Annotated in this window: 19 protein-coding genes; 7 read left to right on the forward strand and 12 right to left on the reverse strand. The window is 65.8% G+C overall.

Going from position 1 to position 23531, the window contains the following annotated elements; genetic code table 11:
* The first annotated feature begins 474 nt into the window (after window positions 1-474).
* The 3 genes from ACRSCF_RS25670 (at window position 475) to ACRSCF_RS25680 (ending at window position 5828) form a co-directional block, all read left to right on the forward strand.
* Window positions 475-3393, forward strand: a complete 2919-nt coding sequence (locus tag ACRSCF_RS25670) for a ribonucleoside-diphosphate reductase subunit alpha (RefSeq protein ID WP_016448001.1) — start codon at window positions 475-477, stop codon at window positions 3391-3393.
* Between the two features lie 206 nt (window positions 3394-3599).
* Window positions 3600-4694 (forward strand): ribonucleotide-diphosphate reductase subunit beta, encoded by a 1095-nt coding sequence (locus ACRSCF_RS25675; RefSeq protein ID WP_016448002.1) that lies wholly within the window; start codon window positions 3600-3602, stop codon window positions 4692-4694.
* Between the two features lie 177 nt (window positions 4695-4871).
* On the forward strand, window positions 4872-5828 hold the full coding sequence (locus ACRSCF_RS25680) for a hypothetical protein (protein ID WP_070080660.1): 957 nt from the start codon (window positions 4872-4874) through the stop codon (window positions 5826-5828).
* 97 nt (window positions 5829-5925) lie between these two features.
* On the opposite strand, the gene ACRSCF_RS25685 is transcribed toward ACRSCF_RS25680, so the two are convergent.
* From ACRSCF_RS25685 to ACRSCF_RS25715, 7 genes are all read right to left on the reverse strand, one after another.
* On the reverse strand, window positions 5926-6828 hold the full coding sequence (locus ACRSCF_RS25685; protein ID WP_244387450.1) for a carbohydrate kinase family protein: 903 nt from the start codon (window positions 6826-6828) through the stop codon (window positions 5926-5928).
* A 34-nt stretch (window positions 6829-6862) separates the two neighbouring features.
* Entirely contained in the window at window positions 6863-8209 is a 1347-nt protein-coding gene (locus tag ACRSCF_RS25690) for a zinc-ribbon and DUF3426 domain-containing protein (protein ID WP_016448005.1), read from the reverse strand.
* A 75-nt stretch (window positions 8210-8284) separates the two neighbouring features.
* Window positions 8285-9175 carry a 50S ribosomal protein L11 methyltransferase gene (gene prmA / locus ACRSCF_RS25695; RefSeq protein WP_017404628.1) on the reverse strand — a complete coding sequence of 297 codons (891 nt, stop codon included), beginning with the start codon at window positions 9173-9175 and terminating at the stop codon, window positions 8285-8287.
* Window positions 9176-9260: 85 nt separating this feature from the next.
* On the reverse strand, window positions 9261-10625 hold the full coding sequence (gene accC / locus ACRSCF_RS25700; protein WP_016448007.1) for an acetyl-CoA carboxylase biotin carboxylase subunit: 1365 nt from the start codon (window positions 10623-10625) through the stop codon (window positions 9261-9263).
* A 132-nt stretch (window positions 10626-10757) separates the two neighbouring features.
* A complete protein-coding gene (accB, locus tag ACRSCF_RS25705; protein ID WP_016448008.1) occupies window positions 10758-11222 on the reverse strand; it encodes an acetyl-CoA carboxylase biotin carboxyl carrier protein in 465 nt (154 codons plus the stop codon).
* Window positions 11223-11367: 145 nt separating this feature from the next.
* Window positions 11368-11868, reverse strand: a complete 501-nt coding sequence (locus tag ACRSCF_RS25710; RefSeq protein ID WP_016448009.1) for a TlpA family protein disulfide reductase — start codon at window positions 11866-11868, stop codon at window positions 11368-11370.
* A 46-nt stretch (window positions 11869-11914) separates the two neighbouring features.
* Window positions 11915-12523, reverse strand: coding sequence for a hypothetical protein (locus ACRSCF_RS25715; RefSeq protein ID WP_016448010.1), 609 nt, complete (start codon window positions 12521-12523; stop codon window positions 11915-11917).
* A 244-nt stretch (window positions 12524-12767) separates the two neighbouring features.
* Here ACRSCF_RS25715 and mpl point away from each other — a divergent pair, with 244 nt between their 5' ends.
* Window positions 12768-14207 carry a UDP-N-acetylmuramate:L-alanyl-gamma-D-glutamyl-meso-diaminopimelate ligase gene (gene mpl, locus ACRSCF_RS25720; RefSeq protein ID WP_244387454.1) on the forward strand — a complete coding sequence of 480 codons (1440 nt, stop codon included), beginning with the start codon at window positions 12768-12770 and terminating at the stop codon, window positions 14205-14207.
* 83 nt (window positions 14208-14290) lie between these two features.
* On the opposite strand, the gene ACRSCF_RS25725 is transcribed toward mpl, so the two are convergent.
* Entirely contained in the window at window positions 14291-14608 is a 318-nt protein-coding gene (locus ACRSCF_RS25725; RefSeq protein WP_016448012.1) for a hypothetical protein, read from the reverse strand.
* A gap of 247 nt (window positions 14609-14855) precedes the next feature.
* Between ACRSCF_RS25725 and ACRSCF_RS25730 the strand changes: the two genes are divergently transcribed.
* Window positions 14856-15224 (forward strand): YqcC family protein, encoded by a 369-nt coding sequence (locus ACRSCF_RS25730; RefSeq protein WP_016448013.1) that lies wholly within the window; start codon window positions 14856-14858, stop codon window positions 15222-15224.
* Window positions 15225-15281: 57 nt separating this feature from the next.
* Here the strand turns inward: ACRSCF_RS25730 and ACRSCF_RS25735 are convergent, their stop codons facing one another.
* The 4 genes from ACRSCF_RS25735 to rodA all read right to left on the reverse strand — a co-directional run bounded on the left by ACRSCF_RS25735 (window position 15282) and on the right by rodA (window position 20581).
* Window positions 15282-16439, reverse strand: coding sequence for a 3-deoxy-7-phosphoheptulonate synthase (locus ACRSCF_RS25735; RefSeq protein ID WP_016448014.1), 1158 nt, complete (start codon window positions 16437-16439; stop codon window positions 15282-15284).
* A gap of 441 nt (window positions 16440-16880) precedes the next feature.
* Window positions 16881-17501 carry a hypothetical protein gene (locus ACRSCF_RS25740; protein ID WP_016448015.1) on the reverse strand — a complete coding sequence of 207 codons (621 nt, stop codon included), beginning with the start codon at window positions 17499-17501 and terminating at the stop codon, window positions 16881-16883.
* Window positions 17502-17598: 97 nt separating this feature from the next.
* Window positions 17599-19059 carry a metalloprotease TldD gene (gene tldD / locus ACRSCF_RS25745; protein ID WP_016448016.1) on the reverse strand — a complete coding sequence of 487 codons (1461 nt, stop codon included), beginning with the start codon at window positions 19057-19059 and terminating at the stop codon, window positions 17599-17601.
* A 352-nt stretch (window positions 19060-19411) separates the two neighbouring features.
* Entirely contained in the window at window positions 19412-20581 is a 1170-nt protein-coding gene (rodA, locus tag ACRSCF_RS25750) for a rod shape-determining protein RodA (protein WP_034366297.1), read from the reverse strand.
* A gap of 212 nt (window positions 20582-20793) precedes the next feature.
* Between rodA and ACRSCF_RS25755 the strand changes: the two genes are divergently transcribed.
* On the forward strand, window positions 20794-21378 hold the full coding sequence (locus ACRSCF_RS25755; protein ID WP_016448018.1) for a YqiA/YcfP family alpha/beta fold hydrolase: 585 nt from the start codon (window positions 20794-20796) through the stop codon (window positions 21376-21378).
* A 55-nt stretch (window positions 21379-21433) separates the two neighbouring features.
* The gene (locus tag ACRSCF_RS25760) at window positions 21434-23500 is read left to right on the forward strand and encodes a ribonuclease catalytic domain-containing protein (RefSeq protein ID WP_046983931.1); all 2067 of its coding nucleotides are present in this window, start codon (window positions 21434-21436) and stop codon (window positions 23498-23500) included.
* Window positions 23501-23531 lie beyond the last annotated feature (31 nt).

The following is a 23531-nucleotide window of genomic DNA, read 5'->3' on the forward strand; positions in this document are numbered from 1 at the left end:
CAGGCCCAGGAAAAGTGCGCTGTCAATCCAGAAAGCAACCCATGTGGCGCGCAGGCGCACGCCGGGCCGGCCTGATCTTTTTTTACAAATTCACGCATGTGTCGCAGCCCCACTGTTCATGGGGCTTTCGGCGGTCCGACCGGCGCAGCGGCAAGGCTGTAGCGGCTTGCGACAGGCCATCGCCCGCCAGCCACCGCGCAGCGGTGATCTGCTGCTATGGGCTTGCATGCTGGGCACTGTTTTGGCGCAGCGCAAACAGCGGTTTTCCGGCCGTGAGTACCCCGTGTACATGAGACGGCGATACACTACAGGTAGTGCCTGAGAGCACGCCGGACACCATATCTAGTGTTCACAAGCTGTGCACACCCTGTGAAAACGGTGTGCACATCCGGCCATCGATTCCATCTCCCAGCAAGCCTGCCCCCAGTGCAGGTCCGCGTCCGTTCTATCCACAAACACCCGTTGAGGAAACTCATGCAAGAAGCACTGAATTCTTTGGCTCCCGCTGCGCACGGTGATGCTGCCAATCCTTCCTCCGCCCATCACCTGTCCGTGCAGGACGGCTACCAGATCATCCGCCGCAGCGGCGACGTGGTGCCCTTCACCCCGCAAAAGATCGCCGTCGCGCTGACCAAGGCCTTCCTGGCCGTGCGCGGCGCCCAGGGCGCTGCCTCCGCCAGCGTGCGCGAGACCGTGGACGAGCTCACCCAGGCCGTGGTGCGCGCCCTGCTGCGCTCGCGTCCGGGCGGCGGCACCTTCCATATTGAAGACGTGCAGGACCAGGTCGAGCTGGGCCTGATGCGCGGCGGCCACCACGACGTGGCGCGCGCCTACGTGCTGTACCGCGACCGCCGCAACCAGGAGCGTGCCGAGCAGAAGAAGGCCGCCGAGGCCGCTGCCGCCGCTGCGGCCGCGCCCGCCCCCGTGCTGCATGTGACCGACAACGGCCAGCGCGTTCCGCTGGACCAGGCCCGCCTGCTGGCCCTGATCGAGGCCTCCTGCCGCAACCTCAATGCCGACATCCAGGCCGCGCCCATCGTTGCCGAGACGCTGCGCAACCTGTACGACGGCGTGCCGATCGAAGAAGTCTTCAAGGCCTCCATCCTGGCCGCGCGCACGCTGATCGAAAAGGACCCCGACTACACCTACGTCACCGCCCGCCTGCTGCTGCACACCATCGTGCGCGAGGTCATGGGCCATGACGTGCAGCCTGCCGACATCCAGTCGGCCTACGCCGCCTACTTCCCCGGCTTCATCCAGAAGGGCGTGGACAACGAGCTGCTCAACCCCGAGCTGCTGAACTACGACCTGCCCCGCCTGGCTGCCGCCCTCAAGGCCGAACGCGACCAGCAGTTCGACTACCTGGGCCTGCAGACCCTGTATGACCGCTACTTCCTGCACGTGCGCAAGACGCGCATCGAGCTGCCCCAGTCCTTCTTCATGCGCGTGGCCATGGGCCTGGCGCTGCAGGAAGAGGACCGCAACGCGCGCGCCATCGAGTTCTACGAACTGCTGTCTTCCTTCGACTTCATGAGCAGCACGCCCACGCTGTTCAACAGCGGCACGCTGCGCTCGCAGCTGTCTTCGTGCTACCTGACCACGGTGCCCGACGATCTGGACGGCATCTATGAGTCGATCAAGGAAAACGCCCTGCTGTCCAAGTTCGCCGGCGGCCTGGGCAACGACTGGACGCGCGTGCGCGCCCTGGGTTCGCGCATCAAGGGCACGAACGGCGAGTCGCAGGGCGTGGTGCCCTTCCTCAAGGTGGTCAACGACACGGCCGTGGCCGTGAACCAGGGCGGCAAGCGCAAGGGCGCCGTCTGCACGTACCTGGAGACCTGGCACCTGGACATTGAGGAATTCCTCGAGCTGCGCAAGAACACGGGTGACGACCGCCGCCGCACGCACGACATGAACACGGCGAACTGGATTCCCGACCTGTTCATGAAGCGCGTCATGGAAAAGGGCCAGTGGACCCTGTTCTCGCCTTCCGATGTCGGCGACCTGCACGACCTCTTCGGCGCAGCCTTCGAGCGCGCCTACACGGCCTACGAAACCAAGGCCGACACCGGCGAGCTCAAGCTGTTCAAGCGCATCCCGGCCGTGGACCTGTGGCGCAAGATGCTGTCCATGCTGTTCGAGACCGGCCACCCCTGGGTCACCTTCAAGGACCCCTGCAACGTGCGCTCGCCCCAGCAGCACGCCGGCGTGGTGCACTCGTCCAACCTGTGCACCGAGATCACGCTGAACACCAGCGACACCGAGACCGCCGTCTGCAACCTGGGCTCGGTCAACCTGGCGCGCCACATCACCAACGGCGCCATCGACCACGGCAAGCTGCGCAAGACCATCACCACGGCCATGCGCATGCTGGACAACGTGATCGACATCAACTACTACGCCGTGCAGAAGGCCAAGGACTCCAACCTGCGCCATCGCCCCGTGGGCCTGGGCCTGATGGGCTTCCAGGATGCGCTCTATGAAATGCGCATCGCCTACGCCAGCGACGCGGCCGTCGAGTTCGCCGACCAGTCGATGGAAGCCATCTGCTACTACGCCTACTGGGCCTCCACCGAACTGGCCAGGGAACGCGGCCAGTACTCCAGCTACAAGGGCTCGCTGTGGGACCAGGGCATCCTGCCGCTGGACACGCTGAACCTGCTGGAGAAGGCCCGCGGCGGCTACGTGGAAGTGGACCGTTCCTCGCGCCTGGACTGGGATGCGCTGCGCGCCAAGATCGGCCAGCACGGCATGCGCAACTCCAACTGCGTGGCCATCGCGCCCACGGCGACCATCTCCAACATCGTCGGCGTCGATGCCTCCATCGAGCCTTCGTTCGGCAACCTGTCGGTCAAGTCCAACCTGTCCGGCGAGTTCACCGTCATCAACCAGTACCTGGTGCGCGACCTGAAGCGCCTGGGCCTGTGGGACGACGTGATGGTCATGGACCTCAAGCATTTCGACGGCTCGCTGCGCCCCATCGACCGCGTGCCCCAGGACGTCAAGAACCTGTACGCCACCGCCTTCGAGGTCGAGCCCACCTGGCTGGTCGAGGCCGCTGCACGCCGCCAGAAGTGGATCGACCAGGCCCAGAGCCTGAACATCTACATGGCCGGCGCCTCGGGCAAGAAGCTGGACGACACCTACAAGCTGGCCTGGCTGCGTGGCCTGAAGACCACCTACTACCTGCGCACCACCAGCGCCACCAACATCGAGAAGTCCACGGTGCAAAGCCGCGTGCTCAACGCAGTGCCCACGGCTGCCGCCCAGCCCGCTGCCGTGAGCACCTCCAGCGCCCTGGAAGCCGCGGCAGCCGCCGCACGCGCCCAGGCCCCGGCGACGGACATCAAGTTCTGCGCCATCGACGATCCCGGCTGCGAAGCCTGCCAGTAAGCCGCGCAGCGCGGGGCCTCGCCACGGCGCAGGCCCCGCGCCCTGCCCGCCAGCCAGCGCCATGCGCAGGATCTTCGCCATGGACCTTGGGCCTGCTCAACATGCCAGGCCACCCATGGTCCTACATTGACCGGAGCAGAAAGAGAGGCCTCTTTCGCACCGAATGAACTGAACATATGCCTCAGGGCATGCCGGAGAAAATTGCAATGCTGACCTTTGACGACGACGCCACCCTCTCGAACACGCCGACCGGCGCAGGAGCTGCCCCCGCCACCGGCACACACCAGCGCGTCAACGCCGCCGACAAGCGAATCATCAACGCCAAGACCGACGTCAACCAGCTGGTGCCCTTCAAGTACAAGTGGGCCTGGGAAAAGTACCTGGCCACCTGCGCCAACCACTGGATGCCGCAGGAAGTGAACATGAACCGCGACATCGCCCTGTGGAAGGACCCCAACGGCCTGACCGAGGACGAGCGCCGCATCGTCAAGCGCAACCTGGGCTTCTTCGTGACGGCCGACTCGCTGGCTGCCAACAACATCGTGCTGGGCACCTACCGCCACATCACCGCACCCGAGTGCCGCCAGTTCCTGCTGCGCCAGGCCTTCGAGGAAGCCATCCACACCCACGCCTACCAGTACATCGTGGAGTCGCTGGGCCTGGATGAAGGCGAGATCTTCAACGCCTATCTCGAGGTTCCCTCCATCCGCGACAAGGACGAATTCCTGATCCCCTTCATCGAGGCGATCATGGACCCCAGCTTCAAGACCGGCACCTTCGAGACCGACCAGACGCTGCTGAAGTCGCTCATCGTTTTCGCCTGCCTGATGGAGGGCCTGTTCTTCTACGTGGGCTTCACGCAGATCCTGGCCCTGGGCCGTCAGAACAAGATGACCGGCGCTGCCGAGCAGTACCAGTACATCCTGCGCGACGAGTCCATGCACTGCAACTTCGGCATCGACCTGATCAACCAGCTCAAGCTCGAAAATCCGCAGCTGTGGACACCCGAATTCAAGGAAGAAATCACGGCGCTTTTCGTCAAGGCCGTCGAGCTGGAATACCGCTACGCAGAGGACACCATGCCGCGCGGCGTGCTGGGCATGAACGCATCGATGTTCAAGGGCTACCTGCGCTACATCGCCAACCGCCGCGCCACGCAGATCGGCCTGGAGGCCCTGTTCCCGAACGAGGAAAACCCGTTCCCCTGGATGAGCGAGATGATCGATTTGAAGAAGGAACGTAACTTCTTTGAGACACGCGTCATCGAGTATCAAACCGGAGGCGCACTTTCCTGGGATTAATCGCTTCTCTGCAGGCACAATGCGAACCATGACGCGCTTCACGCTTTTGCAATACCGATGGTGTTGCGGCGTGGGGCGTCTCCGTGTTCATTGCGATGCGTCACTCCACATCGCATTGAATCGCTTCGGAGCCCCGTACCCCGAAGTGTTTTGTGCAAATCAACGAAGGAGAAGATGATGGCAACTGCGAAGAAGACGGCCTCTACCAAGGCCCCCACCGACAAGAAGACCACCGCCAAAAAGGCGGCTGCCCCCAAGGCTGAAGCCGTGAAGAAAGCCACGGCCACTGCCAAGGCAGCGCCCGCCAAGAAGGCTGCGGCTCCTGCTGCAAAGAAGGCTGCCGCTCCCGCCAAGAAGGCTGCTGCTCCTGCTGCCAAGAAGGCTGCTGCGCCTGCTGCGAAGAAGGCCGCTGCTCCCGCCAAGAAGGCTGCAGCTCCTGCTGCCAAGAAGGCCGCCGCTCCTGCCAAGAAGGCTGCTGCTCCTGCTGCAAAGAAGGCCGCTGCTCCCGCCAAGAAGGCTGCTGCTCCTGCTGCAAAGAAGGCCGCTGCTCCCGCCAAGAAGGCTGCTGCTCCTGCTGCCAAGAAGGCCGCCGCTCCCGCCAAGAAGGCTGCTGCGCCTGCTGCAAAGAAGGCCGCCGCTCCTGCCAAGAAGGCTGCTGCTCCTGCTGCAAAGAAGGCCGCAGCTCCTGCCAAGAAGGCTGCTGCTCCTGCTGCCAAGAAGGCCGCCGCTCCCGCCAAGAAGGCTGCTGCGCCTGCTGCAAAGAAGGCCGCTGCTCCCGCCAAGAAGGCTGCTGCTCCTGCTGCAAAGAAGGCTGCCGCGCCTGCCAAGAAGGCTGCTGCTCCTGCCGCCAAGAAGGCCGCAGCTCCCGCCAAGAAGGCTGCAGCTCCTGCGGCCAAGAAGCCCGCCGCTGCACCGGCTGCCAAGCCCGCAGCAGCACCCGCCAAGGCTGCAGCAGCTCCTGCCGCTCCCGCCAAGAAGGCTGCAGCGCCGAAGAAGGCCGCTGCTCCCAAGAAGGCCGCAGCAGCTCCCGCCGCTGCCGCGCCTGCAGCTCCCGCTGCCGCACCCGCGCCCATCGCGCAAACCCGCCTGGCACCCCAAGCCGCATGGCCCTTCCCCACAGGCAGCAAGCCCTGAGACTTCTCCGGTCTCAAAGCAAAAAGCCCGGCTCTTTCGAGTCGGGCTTTTTTCATTGCGACGATGGCGGCTGTACCGCCACCCGGCGATCACCGCCTCAGGGCTTGGCGAAGTCCAGCACGTAGTTCTGCGGGCCGCGGCTGGCAATCTTGAGCGCACCCAGGCGGTTGCCCAGTTCTGCACAACGCACCAGATCCCAGCCACGCTCCAGGCCGAAAAGCAGGGCGCCACGCCACGCGTCGCCACAGCCCGTGGGGTCAACCACGGCAGCGGGCTGCACAGGCGCCACCGGGGTCTTGGTGCCTTGCACCCAGACCTCGCAGCCTTGCGCGCCCAGCGTCACCACCAGGCCCTGCACCTGCCCTGAAATCTGCTCCAGGCTCCAGCCCGTGCGCTCGCTGAGCATGCGGGCTTCATAGTCGTTCACGGCCACCCAGTCGGCCTGCTCGATGAAGCGGCGCAGATCCTGCCCGTCGAACATGGGCAGGCCCTGGCCCGGATCAAAGACGAAGGGAATGCCTGCAGCCGTGAACTGCTGGGCATGCTCGATCATGGCCTCGCGGCCATCGGGAGCGATGATGCCCACGCGCACCTGCTCCCTGAGTTCGGGCGTGATGCGGTTGCCGTGGGCCTGCATCATGGCGCCCGGGTGGAAGGCCGTGATCTGGTTGTTGTCGCGGTCGGTCATGATCATGCACTGGGCCGTGTGCGTGTCCTGCAACTGGCCGATGTGCGCCGTGTGCACGCCCAGCTCCTGCAGACGCTGCACATATTCGGCACCGTCACTGCCCACCATGGCCATGGGCCAGGCATCGCCCCCCAGCAGCCTCAGCGCATAGGCGATGTTGCCCGCGCACCCGCCGAAATCGCGGCGCAGCGTGGGCACCAGGAAGGACACATTGAGGATGTGCAACTGGTCAGGCAGGATCTGGTCGGCAAACCTTCCGTCGAAGGTCATGATGTTGTCGAACGCAAGCGATCCGCAGATGAGAGCGGCCATGGTGTGTCTCGGCTTTCTTGAAGAGTCAGGGGAATCAGGGATAAAAAACCAGGGCGCGGTAACCGGCAACGGCGGACTCCAGGCCCTGCACTTCGACCGGGGCGGTCACGCTCCATTCGCCATGGCCCTCGATCTGCGCGGGGGCACCGAACTGGTCGAGCCGGATCACGCGCCGCAGCAGCAGCTTGTCCTGCGCATCGGTGAGCGTGAGCTCGACCGCCGGCATGGCCACGGCGAAGTCCGAGCGGTTCTCCAGGCTCAGGCTCCATTGGTACTGGCCGTTGCGCGGCAGCTGCCGAAAACCCGAACTGCCGATCACCACATCGCCGATCTGTCGGCGCGGCTGCAGCTCGCAGCCCGCCATGGCGCACAGGGTCTGCAGCGTGGGCGCCAGCGAAGGATGCTGCACGGCCAGCGCATCGCGCTGGCCCCACATCACCTGGCCTGCCAAAGCGCCCGCGCCCAGCAGGCAGCCCAGCACAAGGGCCACGCGTACGGCAGGCCGGCGCCAGAAGGCCTTGCGCCGCGCCTGACGCACAAAGCCGGGCTCGGCCTCGGGTAGCGCAGGCTGGTCGTCGCTGCCACCCTCGCCGTCGCTGTCGGGCCAGCGGGAGAATTCCGGCGAAGGCACGGATACCTGCGCCTGCCGCTCCGATTCACGGACCAGGCCCGTCGGGACGGACAGCGAAGGCGCATCGGCTTTCTGGGACGGCACGGCACCATCCACCTTGTGCGGCGATGGCGCGGAAACAGGCTTGTGTTCAGGCTCGGGCTGGGGTTCAGGCTCGGGTTCGGGCTCCAGGCCGGGCGGGGACGCCACCGCCGGCCCATGCCGCGCGTCAGGCTGGGGCTGCGCCGCTGGTGCAGCCACGGACGCCGCCAGGATCTCGTCCACCAGCGACGCGCCAGGCAGCTCGCGGCCCGGATCGTCGGCGGCAGAAGCCGAAGGGGTCTGCGCAGGCGGTGCCGTGGACGTGGACGTGGACGCGGGCGCCTGCGGAGCCGCAGCTTCGGCAGGCGGCACGGCAGGCGAAGGCTCGACCCTGGCAGCAGGCGCCGTGCTTGCACCAGTTGCCGTGGCTGCAGCCGGTGCCGGAGCACCCCGCCCCGGCAGCCCCACGGGCGCCGTCGGCAGCCACATGGACTCCCGGAATTCGCGGATGTCATCGTCCTCGAATTCCGGCCCATCGAGCGATGCCCCGCCCGCCACGGGATTGCCGGCGGCATGCGCAGGCGTGGCCGGCAGGGGCTGCAGATCCTCGGAGGCATCGAACACTTCATGGCAGACGCCGCAGCGCACCCACCCCTGCGAAATTCGCAGCTGGTCGGCCACCACTTTGAAGCGGGTTCCACAGGCAGGACAGCGGGTGACTTGGCTCATCAGCGATCGATTGTAGGCAGCTGCTCGCGGCCCGCGCCATGAAGGCGGCAGCCGCGCAGGGACTCGTGGCGCAAATCAGGCCGCGCGGCGCGCGGTCATCAGGATCCAGCCATCTTCGCTGTCGGCGACTTCGAGTGCCAGGTACGGCGCGTAGGCCTGCTTGAGTTCGTCGGCCTGGCGCTCCAGGATGCCGGCCAGCACCAGGCTTCCACCCTCCGCCACGCGGGCGCACAGCAGCGGCGCCAGCACCTTGAGCGGCGTGGCCAGAATGTTGGCCAGCACGGTGCGGTATTCACCCGTCACGGCATCGGGCAGGCCGGCCTTCAACTGCACGGCGTTGGCATCGGCGTTGTAGCGCGTGGACTCCACGGCAGCCGGGTCGATGTCCACCGCGTCGATGTCGGTGGCACCGAACTTGGCCGCACCGATGGCCAGGATGCCGGAGCCGCAGCCGTAGTCCAGCGTGCGCCCCAGGCTGCCCTCGGGCTGGCGTGCGATCCAGCGCAGGCACATGCGCGTGGTCGGGTGCGTACCCGTGCCGAAGGCCAGGCCCGGGTCCAGGCGGATGCTCACGCGCGCCTGCGGCGGCAGTTCGTGCCAGGTGGGAACAATCCAGAATTCGGGGGTGATGTCCACGGGGGCGAACTGCGACTGCGTCAGGCGCACCCAGTCCTGCTCGGGCACCTGCTTGACGGCGATGATGCTGCAGCCCTCGAAGAAGTCCTGGGGCAGCAGCAGATCACGTGCCTCTTCGGCCGCTTGCTGCGTGGGGAACAGCGCCACCAGGCGGCTGCGCTGCCAGCCGTCCTTGGGTGGCGGCATGCCGGGCTCGCCGAACAGGGCCTGCTCGGCCTCGGTCTGCGCGTCGGCGTCCTCGACCGATACGCTCAGGGCGTCCAGCGCATCCAGTGCATCGCTGATGGTTTCGACCCGGTCTTCCGGGCACAGCAGGCTCAACTCGAACATGGGCCCATCCTTTTCTAAGCAATCAATGAAAAATGCCGGCCGCCGTCGCCGGGGGCCAGCATGCATGGTCGATCGGGTGACCCGCTCAACGCTTGTTGGCGTTGCGGTGCGCCAGCCACTCTTCCAGGTAGTGGATGTTGGTGCCGCCTTCCATGAACTTGGCGTCCACCATCAGGTCCTGGTGCAGCGGGATGTTGGTCTTGATGCCTTCGACCACGGTTTCCAGCAGCGCAGTGCGCATGCGTGCCAGCGCCTGCTCGCGCGTGTCGCCGTGAACGATGATCTTGCCGATCATGGAGTCGTAGTTCGGCGGCACGAAGTAGTTGTTGTAGACGTGCGAGTCCACGCGCACGCCCGGGCCACCGGGCGCATGCCACATGGTGATGCGGCCTGGCGAAGGCATGAAGTTGTAGGGGTCCTCGGCATTCACGCGGCATTCGATCGCATGGCCCTTGAGCTGGGCATTGATCTGGCGCTGGGTGAAAGGCAGCTTCTCGCCTGCGGCCACCATGATCTGGGTGCGAACGATGTCCACGCCCGTGATCAGTTCCGTCACCGGATGCTCCACCTGCACGCGCGTGTTCATCTCGATGAAGTAGAACTCGCCGTTTTCGTAGAGGAACTCGAAGGTGCCTGCGCCACGGTAGCCCAGCTTCTTGCAGGCTGCAGCGCAGCGCTCGCCGATCTTCTCGACCAGGCGGCGGGGAATGCCGGGAGCCGGCGCTTCCTCGATGACCTTCTGGTGGCGGCGCTGCATGGAGCAGTCGCGCTCGCCCAGGTAGACGGCATTGCGATGGTTGTCGGCCAGGATCTGGATTTCCACATGGCGCGGGTTCTGCAGGAACTTCTCCATGTAGACGGCCGGATTGCCGAAGGCCGCACCGGCCTCGGCCTTGGTCATCTGCACGGCATTGATCAGCGCCGCCTCGGTATGCACCACGCGCATGCCACGGCCACCGCCGCCGCCTGCGGCCTTGATGATCACCGGATAGCCCACGGCCTTGGCGATGCGGCGGATCTGCACCGGATCGTCGGGCAGTTCACCGTCCGAGCCCGGCACGCAGGGCACGCCCGCCTTGATCATGGCCTGCTTGGCCGAGACCTTGTCACCCATGGTGCGGATGTTGTCGGGCGTGGGGCCGATGAAGGTGAAGCCGCTCTTTTCCACGCGCTCGGCAAAGTCGGCGTTCTCGCTGAGAAAGCCGTAGCCAGGGTGGATCGCCTCGGCGTCGGTCACCTCGGCGGCCGAGATGATGGCCGGCATGTTGAGGTAGCTCAGCGGCGAAGGAGCGGGGCCGATGCACACGGCCTCGTCGGCCAGCTTGACGTACTTTGCGTCACGGTCGGCCTCGGAATACACCATCACCGCCTTGATGCCCAGTTCACGGCAGGCGCGCTGGATGCGCAGGGCGATCTCGCCCCGGTTGGCAACCAAAATTTTCTTAAACATGAAGGTCCTCGCGGCTTGGTGCCTGCGGCGGTACGCAGGCCGAAGCCGTCAGTTGAGCCAATTGCTCTGTCGCGTCGCGGCATGCGTTCGCGCCAGGGCGTCGTGCCGCTTGCGGCATCGCTCGCCTGCAGGTTACTCGATCACGAACAGGGGCTGGCCGTACTCGACGGCCTGGCCGTTTTCACCCAGGATGCGGGTAATGGTGCCGCTCTTGTCGGCCTCGATCTCGTTGAGAATCTTCATCGCTTCGATGATGCAGATGGTCTCGCCTTCCTTGACCTGGTTGCCCACTTCCACGAAAGGCTTGCCGCCAGGGCTGGATGCGCGGTAGAAGGTGCCGACCATGGGCGACTTCACCACGTGTCCCGCGACGGCTGCCTCGGCAGGGGCTGCCACGGGCGCTGCTGCGGGAGCGGCCACAGGTGCTGCCACGGGCGCAGCCATCGGAGCCTGCATGGGCGCAGCCACGTAGTGCTGCACCACGGCGCCTTCGCTCTTGACGATCCGGACCTTGCCCTCTGCTTCGGTGATCTCCAGTTCCGACACGTTCGATTCGGACACCAGATCAATGAGGGTCTTGAGTTTTCGCAAATCCATGGGAGCTCCAGCGGCTAACAACTAAATAGGGCGCGAATTTACTCCAATTTCGCCCTTCTGCGTGCTTTGAGGCATATTTTTCATCAACGTCGCCATGGAATTCGGGGGATTTCCTGAGCCTGCACAGGCTCGGTCGCTGCGGAAATCAGCCTTTTGCGCTCCAGGAAGCCAGATCTTCGGTAGTAAGCTCACCTATTTTACGTTGCCGCACCAGGCCATCCTCGCCGAGCAGCACGGTGAAGGGCAGTCCGCCCTGCAGATTGCCGAGCGAGCGGGTCAGGCCCAGACCGCCTTCCACCGCCAGCGCCACGGGGAAACGCAGGGGTGTGCGGCCCAGAAAGCGCTGCACTGCCTCGGGCTTGTCCACGGCCAGGCCAATGACCTGAATGCCATGCTGGTCTTGGCGTGCCGAGAAGGCATCCAGCATGGGCAGTTCGCGCACGCACGGCGGGCACCAGGTGGCCCAGAAATTGACCAGCACCGGCTTGCCACGCCAGCGCGACAGCGTCATGGCCGAGCCATCCGGCGTGATGAAACGCTGCTGCCACAGCTGCTCTTCGGCGCTGGACTCCATGGCATGGGGCTGAAATCGCCACCAGGCCAATCCGGCGCCACCCAGTCCCGCAGCGGCGGCAACGCCGCCCATCAGCCAGCGGCGGCGGGAAGATGTGTTTTGACCTGCATCCACGGAATCAGCCACGGTCGGCCTCCCCTTCGTCCTGGTTCAACAGCTTGCGCAGTGCCTCTGCGCTGCCACGCGGGCTGCGCCCCTGTCCATCGGGCTTGAGCGCGCCGCGCAGATCGTCAAGATCATGGACCAGCAGGTGCACACCCACATCCTCGTTCAGCGGGCGGCAGAAGGCATGGATGCTCAGCGCCTCCACGCTCTGGCCGGTGAATCCCGTCACGGTGCTGGGTTCGTAGTTCACATGCTGGTTGATCAGTGCGATCTCTGCCGATTTGGGGTCGTCGCAGAACAGTTGCAGATAAATATCGGACAGGCGCGTGGCCGTGCCGCGCCAGACGGCGCCGGCCAGGTGGGGACGGAACTCGGCCAGGCGATCCATCCATTGCAGAGCCAGCTCGCGCAGGGCCTGCAGTTCCTGGGGCTGGGTGTCGGCGCAGAACAGGGCGATGTATTCGCGCACAGCTTCTTCTACCAGGTCATTGCCCGGCAGCGCAGTGCGCGAGGGCAGTCCCAGCTGGCGCACAGCGCGGTGCTTGGCAGGCCCCCATTCCAGACCTTCCTCGACCACGAGGCGGGCCGCAGTCTGGGCAATTTCGGCAGTGGCTTGGTCCATGGCTTTACGATCCGCTGTATCCCTACATATATATAAGAGGCCTTCCCTGCGGATGGCCCCGGGCCATTGTGACCCAAGCCGCAGCAACGCCGGCCGCTGACGGGCTTTGCATGTTCCCGCCAGCGCCTTGCACCGGCGATTTCGCAACCTTGTGTTTCCGGGACCCGGTGCCTGCTGGGCCGCAAGCTCCTGTTTTTGCAGGCCAGCCATCCCGGACATGGCGGCAACCGTAGAATGCCCGGCCATGCACATACATATTCTGGGCATCTGCGGCACCTTCATGGGCGGACTGGCCGCGCTGGCGCGCGAGGCTGGGCACCGCGTCACAGGCTGCGACGCCGGCGTCTACCCGCCGATGAGCGATCAGCTGCGTGCACTGGGCATCGAGCTGATCGAGGGCTACGGCGCCGACCAGATGACCCTGCAACCCGACATGTATGTCGTAGGCAACGTGGTCAGCCGCGCGCGCCTGCCCGACGGCAGCCCCAAGTTCCCGCTGATGGAGGCAATCCTCGAAAGCGGCGCTCCCTACACCAGCGGGCCGCAATGGCTTTGCGAACATGTGCTGCACCATCCGTCCTGCCCGCGCCATGTGCTGGCCGTGGCCGGCACGCATGGCAAGACGACCACGACGTCGATGCTGGCCTGGATTCTCGAATGCGCAGGCCTGGCCCCGGGCTTTCTGGTCGGCGGCGTGCCGCTGGACTTCGGCGTCTCGGCCCGCCTGGGTGCATCCAGGCGCCCGACGCCAGGCGAGAGCCCGGCCGGCGCGGAGCCCGTCTTCGTCATCGAGGCCGATGAATACGACACGGCCTTCTTCGACAAGCGCAGCAAGTTCGTGCACTACCGCCCGCGCACGGCCGTGCTCAACAACCTGGAGTTCGATCACGCCGACATCTTCGAGGATCTCGGTGCCATCGAACGCCAGTTCCACCATCTGGTGCGCACCGTCCCCGCTTCGGGCCGGCTTGTTGTCAACGGCATCGAGGAAAGCATCACCCGCGTGCTGCACCAGGGCTGCTGGAGCGAGGTTTCCAGCTTCGGGGCGGTGGTCAGCGACTTCAGCGCAGAGGGCGATCCGAGCGCCTTCGACGTGCTGCACCGTGGCCGCAAGGTGGCCCGCCTGGAATGGGCGCTGACCGGGGAACACAACCAGCTCAACGCGCTGGCCGCCATTGCGGCAGCCGAGCACGTGGGCGTGACGCCGGCACAGGCCTGCGAGGCGCTGGCGCGCTTTCAGAACGTCAAGCGACGCATGGAGCTGCGCGGCATGGCGGGCGGCGTATCCGTCTACGACGACTTCGCCCACCACCCCACGGCCATACGCACCACGCTGGACGGCCTGCGCCGCAAACTCGGCAGCCAGGCACGCATCCTTGCGGTGTTCGAGCCGCGCAGCAACACCATGAAGCTGGGCACCATGAAGTCGCAACTGCCCTGGTCCCTGGAAAGCGCCGATCTGGTGTTCTGCCACACGGCCGGCCTGGACTGGGACGCCGCCGAGGCGCTGCATCCCCTGGGCGTGGGCCCTGGCCGCAAGGCGCAGGTGGCAGGCGACATGGACACGCTGATCGGACAGATCCTCGCAGCCGCCCGGCCGGGCGACCATGTGGTGTGCATGAGCAACGGCGGCTTCGGCGGCATACACCCCAAGCTGCTGGCCGCCCTGCAGGCCGCAGGCTGAACAAAGCGCAAGCAAGCCCCGCCCCAATGAAAGAAGCCCGGGACATGCCCGGGCTTCTTTCATGTGCCTTCGCCTGTCAGCCGTCAGTAGCTGATGGACATGGCGGGCACGTCGACACGGATCAGCGGCTTGGACAGCACGGCCTGGGCTGCAACGGCATAGCTGTTGCGCCACTGCTCGTCGTCGAACAGCCCGGCACGCGAACGCGCCGCGCGCGCCACCACCACCAGCTTGTCGGCCAGCAGTACCTTGCCGCTGGCACGCAGGGGTTCGCAGTCCATGGAGATGAACTGCTGGTCCAGCCAATGCCGTCCTTCATCGGAACTCATGGGGGTGAGCCCGTTGGTGTCCGTGCGGTACTCTTTTCCGGCATCCAACACCACAATCACTTCGCTGCGCATGGAACTCCTCTCGTCATTACTGGATACAACCCCGTGCCTGCTCGCGCGGACAGGGTCGTTACTCATACCGCGAGCTTAACCGCAAGCGCCTTTTCCACACCCCGGGCAAGCTGACATGGCGCAAGCGCCGCAGCCTGGGGCTGGCACTGCCAGCAGCAGGTGTTTCATGGCGGCACGGCGCCCGCTTCAAGGTGCAAACGTACAATCGCCTGCAGATTGGACCCCGATTCTTCATCAACCGCATCGCATGACGACCGACACCACACACCAGAAACTGCTTGACCAGCTGCAGCAGCTCGAAGATGAGCTGCGCGGCCAGAGCCTCTGGTCGGCCGTGGCGCCAAGCCCCGAGGCCATGGCGTCGACCATGCCCTTCATGTACGACACGCTCAAGCTGCAGCAATGGCTGCAGTGGGTTTTCCTGCCCCGGCTGCGTGCCGTGATCGAGGCCGGCGGCCAGTTGCCCTGCCAAAGCCACGTGCATCCGCTGGCCGAACATGAGTGGAGCCAGCCCGTGGAATTCGACAAGCGCCAGTTGTTGGCCCTGCTGCAGGGCATAGACGACACGCTGAACCAGTGCGGTCTGACTCCGCCGGACGCCACATCGCCCCACTGACCACGGAGCGGCCAGGCACGAAAAACGGGGCGCAGACGCCCCGTTTTCTTTTGCGCCTCAGGCAGCCACCAAGGCTGCTGCCGCCTCGGTCTGCTTGACGCGGCGCTGCCGCACGGCGTCGGACAGCTCGGCCAGCGTGGCCAGGGAATCATCCCAGCCCAGGCAGGCGTCGGTAATGCTCTGGCCGTAGGTCAGGGCAGCCACTTCGTCCTTGCCGGGCGTGAACTTCTGGGCGCCGCCCACGAGATGGCCTTCGATCATCACGCCGAACACGCTGCGCGAGCCGCCGCTGATCTGTCCGGCGATGTCGCGGGCCACATCCTTCTGGCGCTCATGCTGCTTGGAGCTGTTGGCGTGACTGCAGTCGACCATCAGCGTGGGCGTCAGGCCCGCCTTTTCGAGGTCCTCGCAGGCAGCGGCCACGTTGGCGGCGTCGTAGTTGGGAGTCTTGCCGCCGCGCAGGATGACGTGGCAATCCTGGTTGCCCGCCGTGTTCACGATGGCAACCTGGCCATTCTTGTGCACCGACAGGAAGTGGTGGCCACGGCTGGCCGACTGGATGGCGTCGGTGGCGATGCGGATGTTGCCGTCCGTGCCGTTCTTGAAGCCAATGGGCGCCGAGATGCCCGAGGCCAGTTCACGGTGGACCTGGCTTTCCGTGGTGCGCGCACCGATGGCGCCCCAGCTGATCAGATCGGCGATGTACTGGGGAGAGATCACGTCCAGGAACTCGCTGGCGGCCGGCACGCCCAGGCGGTTGATGTCGATCAGCAGTTGCCGCGCAATGCGCAGGCCCTCGTCGATGCGGTAGCTCTGGTCCAGGTAGGGATCGTTGATCAGCCCCTTCCAGCCCACGGTGGTGCGCGGCTTTTCGAAGTACACGCGCATCACGATCTCCAGCGTGTCCTTGTACTGCTCGCGTATGGGCGCCAGGCGGCGCGCGTACTCGATGGCGGCCGCCGGATCGTGGATGGAGCAGGGGCCGACGATGACCAGCAGGCGGTCATCCTCGCCAGCCATGATGTTGTGGATGGTGCGGCGGGTATCGCCGATCAGGGTTTCGACGGCCGTACCGCGGATGGGGAAGAAGCGAATGAGGTGCTCGGGAGGGGGCAACACGGTGATGTCCTTGATACGTGCGTCGTCGGTTTGGCCAGTCTTTTGGGAACCGCCGCGATACCAGGAATCGGCGAGGGAAGCTTGATGAGCAGTCATTGCTTGCTTTCGTGAGGAAAGATGGATCGTGGAAAACGGAGCGAAGAATCGGGAGGGGAAAAACAAAAAACCGCCGGGCTCTGCAGCTTCGGCGGTTCTGAGGGAGGTTTGTTCGGGTGCGCGCGCTTACCTCTCTTCCGCCGGGGAGGAGAACCAAAAGTAAAAGTAGAAGGAGGTACGGGCTTGCATGGGAACTGAATGTAGCACAGTCATTTTTCGCAGTGCAACATGGCCATGGCAGCACGGGGGGCGCACTTCACAGTGCCACAGAGAGAAACCTCAAAATCATCCACGCACTTAAACTGCTTTTTCAACCGTTCAGCGCAAAAATATTTCGTCATCAAGGATAAAAACACGATGGCATGCAGTTTTCTTGCATTCACCTTTGAAAACGTGCAAACCCCAGAAAATGACGCTTCCGCGCATCGCGGCAGGCCCGCCTCAACGCCGCAGCAAGGAGTCGCGCAGCCTGCGCAGTGCTCGGCGCAGGGCGCTCCAGGGACGCCAGCGACGCGTCCGGTACCAAGGCTGCATTGCGGCGGCATCGAACCCGCCGGCCACAGCGGCGGATTCCGCAAACATGTCTATCAACAGGCATGCATCTCCCAGCAGGCGCCAGCCCAGACGCTCGCAGCGGCGGAAATGCTCGGGCTCCTGGGCATCGCCCACCAGCACGGACTGCTGCCAGGCGTGCACGACCTCCCTGAATCCCTTGAGCAGGCGCTGGTAGGCGGGAAATTCGTAGAGGGCGTGCCATACCGCCCCCAGCGTGGTGAGGAAGTGCTGGTGGTCCAGCACGGCCAGGTCGAGTTGCTGTATGGCCTCTTCCACGGCAGGGCGTGCACTGCCCGCATAGCGCACGCGCACGGCCTCGTCCAGCGCAACGGCCAACAAGGCCAGTTGCTGGTGCATGGGCTGCAGGTCACCCACGATCAACTCGTTCAGCCAGACGCGGTTCAGCCGCGACTCGCCGGCCCAGGTGCGCCAGTGTTCCGGCAGGCTGCGCAGGGGATGGGCAGAAGTCTGCAGGCCTGGCCGGGAAGGAAAGGAAAGCTGGGTCATGGAATCGGCGCCGGGCGGCGCCCACGGAGCGCGGCGGGCCGCGTCAGGCAGGACAGAGGACCCGCCCCCTGCCATGCAGGGCGCGGGCATGCGACGGTCAGGCCGTGCCGCCCACCGTCAGGCCGTCGATGCGCAGCGTAGGCTGACCCACGCCCACGGGCACGCTCTGGCCTTCCTTGCCGCAGGTGCCCACACCGCTGTCCAGGCGCATGTCGTTGCCGATCATGGTGATGTGCTTGAGCGATTCCGGGCCGCTGCCCACGATGGTCGCGCCCTTGACGGGGTACTGGATCTTGCCGTTCTCGACCCAATAGGCCTCGCTGGCGGAGAACACGAACTTGCCGCTGGTGATGTCGACCTGACCGCCGCCGAAGTTGGTGGCGTACAGGCCCTTCTTGATCGAGGCCACGATTTCCTGCGGATCCTTGTCGCCACCTAGCATGTAGGTGTTGGTCATGCGCGGCATGGGGATGTGGGCATAGCTTTCGCGGCGGCCGTTGCCCGTGGGCTTGACGCCCATCAGGCGGGCGTTCATTGCGTCCTGGATGTAGCCCTTGAGGATGCCGTCCTCGATCAGCACATTGCTCTGGCTGGTGCAGCCCTCGTCATCGACGTTGAGCGAACCGCGGCGATCGGCCAGCGTGCCGTCGTCCAGCACGGTGACGCCCTTGGCCGCCACGCGCTGGCCGATGCGGCCGCTGAAGGCGCTGGCGCCCTTGCGGTTGAAGTCGCCTTCCAGGCCATGGCCCACGGCTTCGTGCAGCAGCACGCCGGGCCAGCCGGGGCCAAGCACCACGGTCATTTCGCCTGCCGGCGCGGGGCGCGACTGCAGGTTGGTGAGGGCCGCGCTCACGGCTTCGTCCACATATTGCGTGATCTGCTCATCGCTGAAATAGGCCAGGCCAAAACGGCCACCGCCGCCGGCAGAGCCCACCTCACGCCGGCCCTTTTGCTCGGCGATCACGGTGACGGAAAGACGCACCAGCGGCCGCACGTCGGCAGCCAACGTGCCATCGGCGCGGGCGACCAGCACCACGTCGTACTCGCTGGCCAGGCCGGCCATGACCTGGACAACACGCGGGTCCTTGGCGCGGGCCAGGGTTTCGACCTTGCCCAGCAGCTCGACCTTGGCCGTGCTGTCCAGCGTGGCAATGGGATCCAGCCCCGGATACAGCGAGCGGCTTTGCGCGATCTTGGACGCGTTGGCGCGCACGCGCTTGCTCTGGGCCGCGCTCGAGATGGAGCGCACGGTGCGTGCCGCATCCAGCAGGGAGGCTTCGGAAATATCGTCGGAATAGGCAAAGGCCGTCTTCTCGCCGCTGACCGCCCGCACGCCCACACCCTGGTCGATGCTGAAGCTGCCGGTTTTGACGATGCCCTCTTCCAGGCTCCAGCCTTCGGCGCGGGTGTACTGGAAGTAGAGGTCGGCGTCGTCGACCTGGTGGCTGCGGATCTCGGCCAGTGCGCGCGCGAGATGGGTTTCATCGAGCCCGAAGGGCTCAAGCAGCAACTGGCGCGCTGTGGCCAGGCGTTCAATGGTGGGTTCGCGGGAGATCATTCGCCCATTGTAGAGAGCCGGCCATGCCCTCGCCGTGCAACGGGGGCAGCCAACGGTTCATGGGCCTGCAAAAAAGAACGGAATGCCGCCCCACCAGGCTGAGCGGCATTCCGTAGGCATGCATCCGCGTGGATGGCGAACATGCTGGCCCATGTCCGCGCTTGCTTTGTAGCGCGCCTCGGCGTCTGTGGCAAGTGCACGGTCATCCCGCAGACGTTATGGAAACAGGAGCATGCCAGTCTCATGCAGGCTTGGCTTGCTCGCCAAATCATAGGAAGAAACGGAGCTTTCCGGTAGCAGGCATCCAGACTATTTGACATTTGCAGGCGCCTTGGGCGCCGCAAACTGGTGTTCAGAGCGGGCCGCTGCCCTCGCCCGGCAGTTGCCGCTGCGAACGCGCCACCGACATCAGCACCCCCAGCGCCAGCCCCAGCGTGACCATGGCCGTGCCGCCGTAGCTGATGAAGGGAAGCGGCACGCCGACCACGGGCAGGATGCCGCTGACCATGCCCATGTTCACGAAGGCATAGGTGAAGAAGATCATGGCCACGGCCGCCGCCATGAGCCGCGCGAACAGCGTGTTGGCCTGGATGGCGATGGCCAGCCCGCGCCAGACCAGCAGCAGGAAGGAGACGATGATGAACAGGTTGCCGACCAGGCCGAACTCCTCGGAATAGGCGGCGAAGATGAAGTCGGTCGTGCGCTCGGGGATGAACTCCAGGTGGGTTTGCGTGCCTGCCATGAATCCCTTGCCCCAGACGCCACCGGAGCCGATGGCGATCATGCCCTGGATGATGTGGAACCCCTTGCCCAGGGGGTCGCGCGTGGGGTCCAGCAGGGTGCAGACACGGGTCTGCTGGTATTCATGCAGCACGGGCCAGCGCACGCCGTCGGCGCACAGCTGGGGTTCGTACCAGACGATGAGGGTGATGCCGATCACACCGGCCAGCACGGGCGGAACGATGAGTTTCCAGGGCAGGCCCGCGAAGAAGATCACCGACAGGCCGGCCGCCATCACCAGCAGGGAGGTCCCCAGGTCGGGCTGCTTCATGATCAGCCCGACAGGCACCATGAGCAGCACCATGGCGATCACGAAGTCCGTGCCGCGCAGCTGGCCCTCGCGGCGCTGGAACCACCAGGCCAGCATCAGCGGCGTGGCGATCTTCAGCAGCTCGCTGGGCTGGATCACCACACCCACGTTGACCCAGCGCTGAGCCCCCTTCTTGGTGATGCCGAACAGCGCCACCGCCACCAGCAGCGCCACGCCCAGCATGTACAGCGGCACGGCCACCTTCATGAGCTGCTGCGGGGGAATCTGGGCCACGACAAAGAGAATGGCCGCCGCGATCAGCATGTTGCGCCCGTGGTCGGTGAAGCGCGTGCCGTGGTCGAAGCCCGAGGAGTACATGGCGATCAGCCCCGCCGACGCCAGCATGCCCACGAACAGCAGCAACCAGAAGTCAAAGCCCCGCAGCAGCGGGGCAACACGTTGCCAGAGGGAGGGCTTGTCGAATTCGGTCACGGGGATGGTCGGTCGCGGGCACGGGCCGCCATTATCCCGTGGCGCATGCGGCCTAGCCCGGCGCAGGGTTGCCCACGGAGGCGGTTGTCATCCAGCTGTCGGCCCGGGCCTTCCCTGCTGGGCGCCACCCGCCGCAGCGGCCACAATGGGCCATGAGCCGTCCGGGCCGCATCCGGCGCCCGGCCCCAGCAACGCAAAGGAGAGCGCCCGCCATGACCACCACCCATTTGCTGTATCTGCACGGCTTTCGCTCCTCACCCCAATCCACCAAGGCCCGGCGCATGGCCGAACATGTGGCCACGCGCCATCCCCATGTGCGCTGGTGGAGCCCGCAATTGCCGCCATCCCCGCGCGAGGCGGCCGCCTTGATTGCCGACGGCATAGGCAGCTGGCCGCGAGAGACCATGGCCGTTATCGGCTCCTCGCTGGGCGGCTACTACGCCAGCTGGGTGGCCCAGCTGGCGCGCTGCCGCAGCGTGATGATCAACCCGGCCGTGAACCCGGCGCGCGATCTTGAAAAGTACATTGGCGAGCAGACGTCCTGGCACAACCCCGAGGAACGCTTTTTCTTTCGCCGCGAGTACATGGAAGAGCTGCGCGCGCTGGACACGCGCTCCATGACACCGGCCGCGCCCGAGATGCTGCTGGCGGCCGAGGGCGACGAAGTTCTGGACTGGCGCGAGATGAGCGCGCGCTACCCGCATGCGCTGCAGATCATCCAGGAAGGCGGCGATCACGCGCTGAGCAACTTCGAGGAGTACCTGCCCCAGCTCGACGAGTTCCTGAATCTGGCCTGATGCCGCACACGCCTGCGCGGCAGCTGCCAGCCGCAGCGTGGGAGAATATCGGGCTATGCACGCATTGTTTGAAGAAGCCGGCAAGTTCCTGGCCGGCCGCATCCTCTCCGAAGCCGACACCTCCGCCCAGGTGGAACTGGACTCGGGCAAACGGGTCAAGGTCAAGTCCGCCAACATCCTGCTCAAGTTCGACAAGCCGGCGCCTGCCGAGCTGATCGCCCAGGGCCAGGCAATGGCCGCCGAGATTGATCTGGACCTGGCCTGGGAATTCGCCCCCGAGGAGGAATTCGGCTTCGCCGACCTGGCACGCGACTATTTCTCGGACAATGCCACGCTGGCCCAGCAGGCCGGCGCGCTGTTTCGCATCTACGAGGCGCCGCACTACTTTCGCCGCGCCGGCAAGGGCCGCTTCAAGAAGGCGCCGGCCGAAATCCTGCAGCAGGCGCTGGCCGGCATAGAGAAGAAAAAGCAGATCCAGGCCCAGATCACGGCCTGGGCCGAGCAGCTGGGCGCCGGCGAATGCCCCGGCCCCATCCGCGAACAGCTCTACAAGATCCTGTTCCGCCCCGACAAGAACGCCGCCGAATACAAGGCCGTGGTCGAGGCCAGCCGCGCCACGCGCCTGGCACCGCTGGATCTGCTGCACAGGGCCGGCGCCATTGAATCGGCCTACGAATTCCACTGGAAGCGCTTCCTCTTCGACCACTTCCCCAAGGGCACGCAATTTCCGCCGCTGGAGGCGCCCCAGCCTCCGGCAGAGCTGCCGCTGGCCGATGTCCAGGCGTTTTCCATCGATGACTCGGCCACCACCGAGATCGATGACGCGCTGTCGGTGCGCGGCCTGGGCACGGGCACGGTCACCGTGGGCATCCACATCGCGGCCCCCGGCCTGGCCATCGTGCCGGGCACGCCGCTGGACCAGCTCGGCCGCTCGCGCCTGTCCACCGTCTACATGCCCGGCTACAAGATCACCATGCTGCCCAACGAGGTGGTGCAGATCTACACGCTGGACGAAGGCCGCGCCAACCCCGCCGTGTCGCTGTACGTCACCGTGGACGAGGCCACGCTGGAGACCACGGCCAGCGAGACGCGCCTGGAACGCGTGCCCGTGCAGGTCAACTTCCGCCATGACAAGCTGGACCACATCGTCACCGAGCAGTGGCTGGCCGACCCGTCCATCGAGGTCGAGGGCACGCCCGAAGTGCTGCAGGGCAAGCGCGCCGAACTGACGTTCCTGCAGCGCTGGGCCAGGCACCTGAAGGCCGGGCGCGAACTGGTGCGGGGCAAGCCCGAGAACTTCAACCGTCCCGACTACAACTTCCGCCTGGTGGGCAACGGCAGCGCCGAGCCCCGCGGCAACGAGCAGGTCGAGATCACCGTGCGCAAGCGCGGCGCACCGCTGGACCTGATCGTGGCAGAGGCCGCCATCGTGGCCAACAGCACCTGGGGCGGCTGGATGGCCGATCTGGGCGTGCCCGGCATCTACCGCAGCCAGGCCAGCCTGGCCCCCGGCATCAAGGTGCGCATGTCCACCAAGGCGCTTCCCCATGCGGGCATCGGCGTCAAGAGCTATGCCTGGGCCACCTCGCCGCTGCGCCGCTATGTGGACCTGGTCAACCAGTGGCAGATCATTGCCTGCGCGCGCCACGGCAAGACCGCCGCACTGGCCGCGCCGTTCAAGCCCAAGGATGCCGAGCTGTTCGGCATCATCAGCAGCTTTGACGGCGCCTACAGCGCCTACAACGGCTACCAGGCAGGCATGGAGCGCTTCTGGACGCTCAAGTACCTGCAGCAGAACGCCATCACCGAGCTGACGGCCACCGTCATCAAGGAAGGCATGGGCGGCGGCCTGCTGGTGCGCGCCGACGACCTGCCGCTGGTCTTCCCCGTGCTGGGCGTCACCGGCCTGCCGCGCGGTGCCCATGTGCGCGTGCGCCTGGGCGAGATCGACGAGATCGCGCTCGATGTCTCGGGCACGCTGATCGAGCGCCTGGACAGCGACGCCGCCGCTGCCGACGATGGAGCGGAGGACGACGAGGAGGCCGTGGCCGGCCCCATCGCCATCGCCGTGGACATGAACGAGACCGACGGCACGCCCGCGGCCGATCCTGCCCAGCCCTGATCTGCCCGCGCCCCTGCCTCGCATCCAAGCC

This window comes from Delftia sp. 11MD, from assembly GCF_050907895.1.
GTDB lineage: Bacteria > Pseudomonadota > Gammaproteobacteria > Burkholderiales > Burkholderiaceae_C > Comamonas > Comamonas tsuruhatensis.

What these genes read in the sequence shown, in the direction of transcription:
- ACRSCF_RS25670 (WP_016448001.1), top strand. Translation starts at nt 475, where the DNA reads ATGCAAGAAGCACTGAATTCTTTGGCTCCCGCTGCGCACGGTGATGCT.
- ACRSCF_RS25675 (WP_016448002.1), top strand. Translation starts at nt 3,600, where the DNA reads ATGCTGACCTTTGACGACGACGCCACCCTCTCGAACACGCCGACCGGC.
- ACRSCF_RS25680 (WP_070080660.1), top strand. Translation starts at nt 4,872, where the DNA reads ATGGCAACTGCGAAGAAGACGGCCTCTACCAAGGCCCCCACCGACAAG.
- ACRSCF_RS25685 (WP_244387450.1), bottom strand. Translation starts at nt 6,828, where the DNA reads ATGGCCGCTCTCATCTGCGGATCGCTTGCGTTCGACAACATCATGACC.
- ACRSCF_RS25690 (WP_016448005.1), bottom strand. Translation starts at nt 8,209, where the DNA reads ATGAGCCAAGTCACCCGCTGTCCTGCCTGTGGAACCCGCTTCAAAGTG.
- prmA (WP_017404628.1), bottom strand. Translation starts at nt 9,175, where the DNA reads ATGTTCGAGTTGAGCCTGCTGTGCCCGGAAGACCGGGTCGAAACCATC.
- accC (WP_016448007.1), bottom strand. Translation starts at nt 10,625, where the DNA reads ATGTTTAAGAAAATTTTGGTTGCCAACCGGGGCGAGATCGCCCTGCGC.
- accB (WP_016448008.1), bottom strand. Translation starts at nt 11,222, where the DNA reads ATGGATTTGCGAAAACTCAAGACCCTCATTGATCTGGTGTCCGAATCG.
- ACRSCF_RS25710 (WP_016448009.1), bottom strand. Translation starts at nt 11,868, where the DNA reads ATGGGCGGCGTTGCCGCCGCTGCGGGACTGGGTGGCGCCGGATTGGCC.
- ACRSCF_RS25715 (WP_016448010.1), bottom strand. Translation starts at nt 12,523, where the DNA reads ATGGACCAAGCCACTGCCGAAATTGCCCAGACTGCGGCCCGCCTCGTG.
- mpl (WP_244387454.1), top strand. Translation starts at nt 12,768, where the DNA reads ATGCACATACATATTCTGGGCATCTGCGGCACCTTCATGGGCGGACTG.
- ACRSCF_RS25725 (WP_016448012.1), bottom strand. Translation starts at nt 14,608, where the DNA reads ATGCGCAGCGAAGTGATTGTGGTGTTGGATGCCGGAAAAGAGTACCGC.
- ACRSCF_RS25730 (WP_016448013.1), top strand. Translation starts at nt 14,856, where the DNA reads ATGACGACCGACACCACACACCAGAAACTGCTTGACCAGCTGCAGCAG.
- ACRSCF_RS25735 (WP_016448014.1), bottom strand. Translation starts at nt 16,439, where the DNA reads ATGACTGCTCATCAAGCTTCCCTCGCCGATTCCTGGTATCGCGGCGGT.
- ACRSCF_RS25740 (WP_016448015.1), bottom strand. Translation starts at nt 17,501, where the DNA reads ATGACCCAGCTTTCCTTTCCTTCCCGGCCAGGCCTGCAGACTTCTGCC.
- tldD (WP_016448016.1), bottom strand. Translation starts at nt 19,059, where the DNA reads ATGATCTCCCGCGAACCCACCATTGAACGCCTGGCCACAGCGCGCCAG.
- ACRSCF_RS25755 (WP_016448018.1), top strand. Translation starts at nt 20,794, where the DNA reads ATGACCACCACCCATTTGCTGTATCTGCACGGCTTTCGCTCCTCACCC.
- ACRSCF_RS25760 (WP_046983931.1), top strand. Translation starts at nt 21,434, where the DNA reads ATGCACGCATTGTTTGAAGAAGCCGGCAAGTTCCTGGCCGGCCGCATC.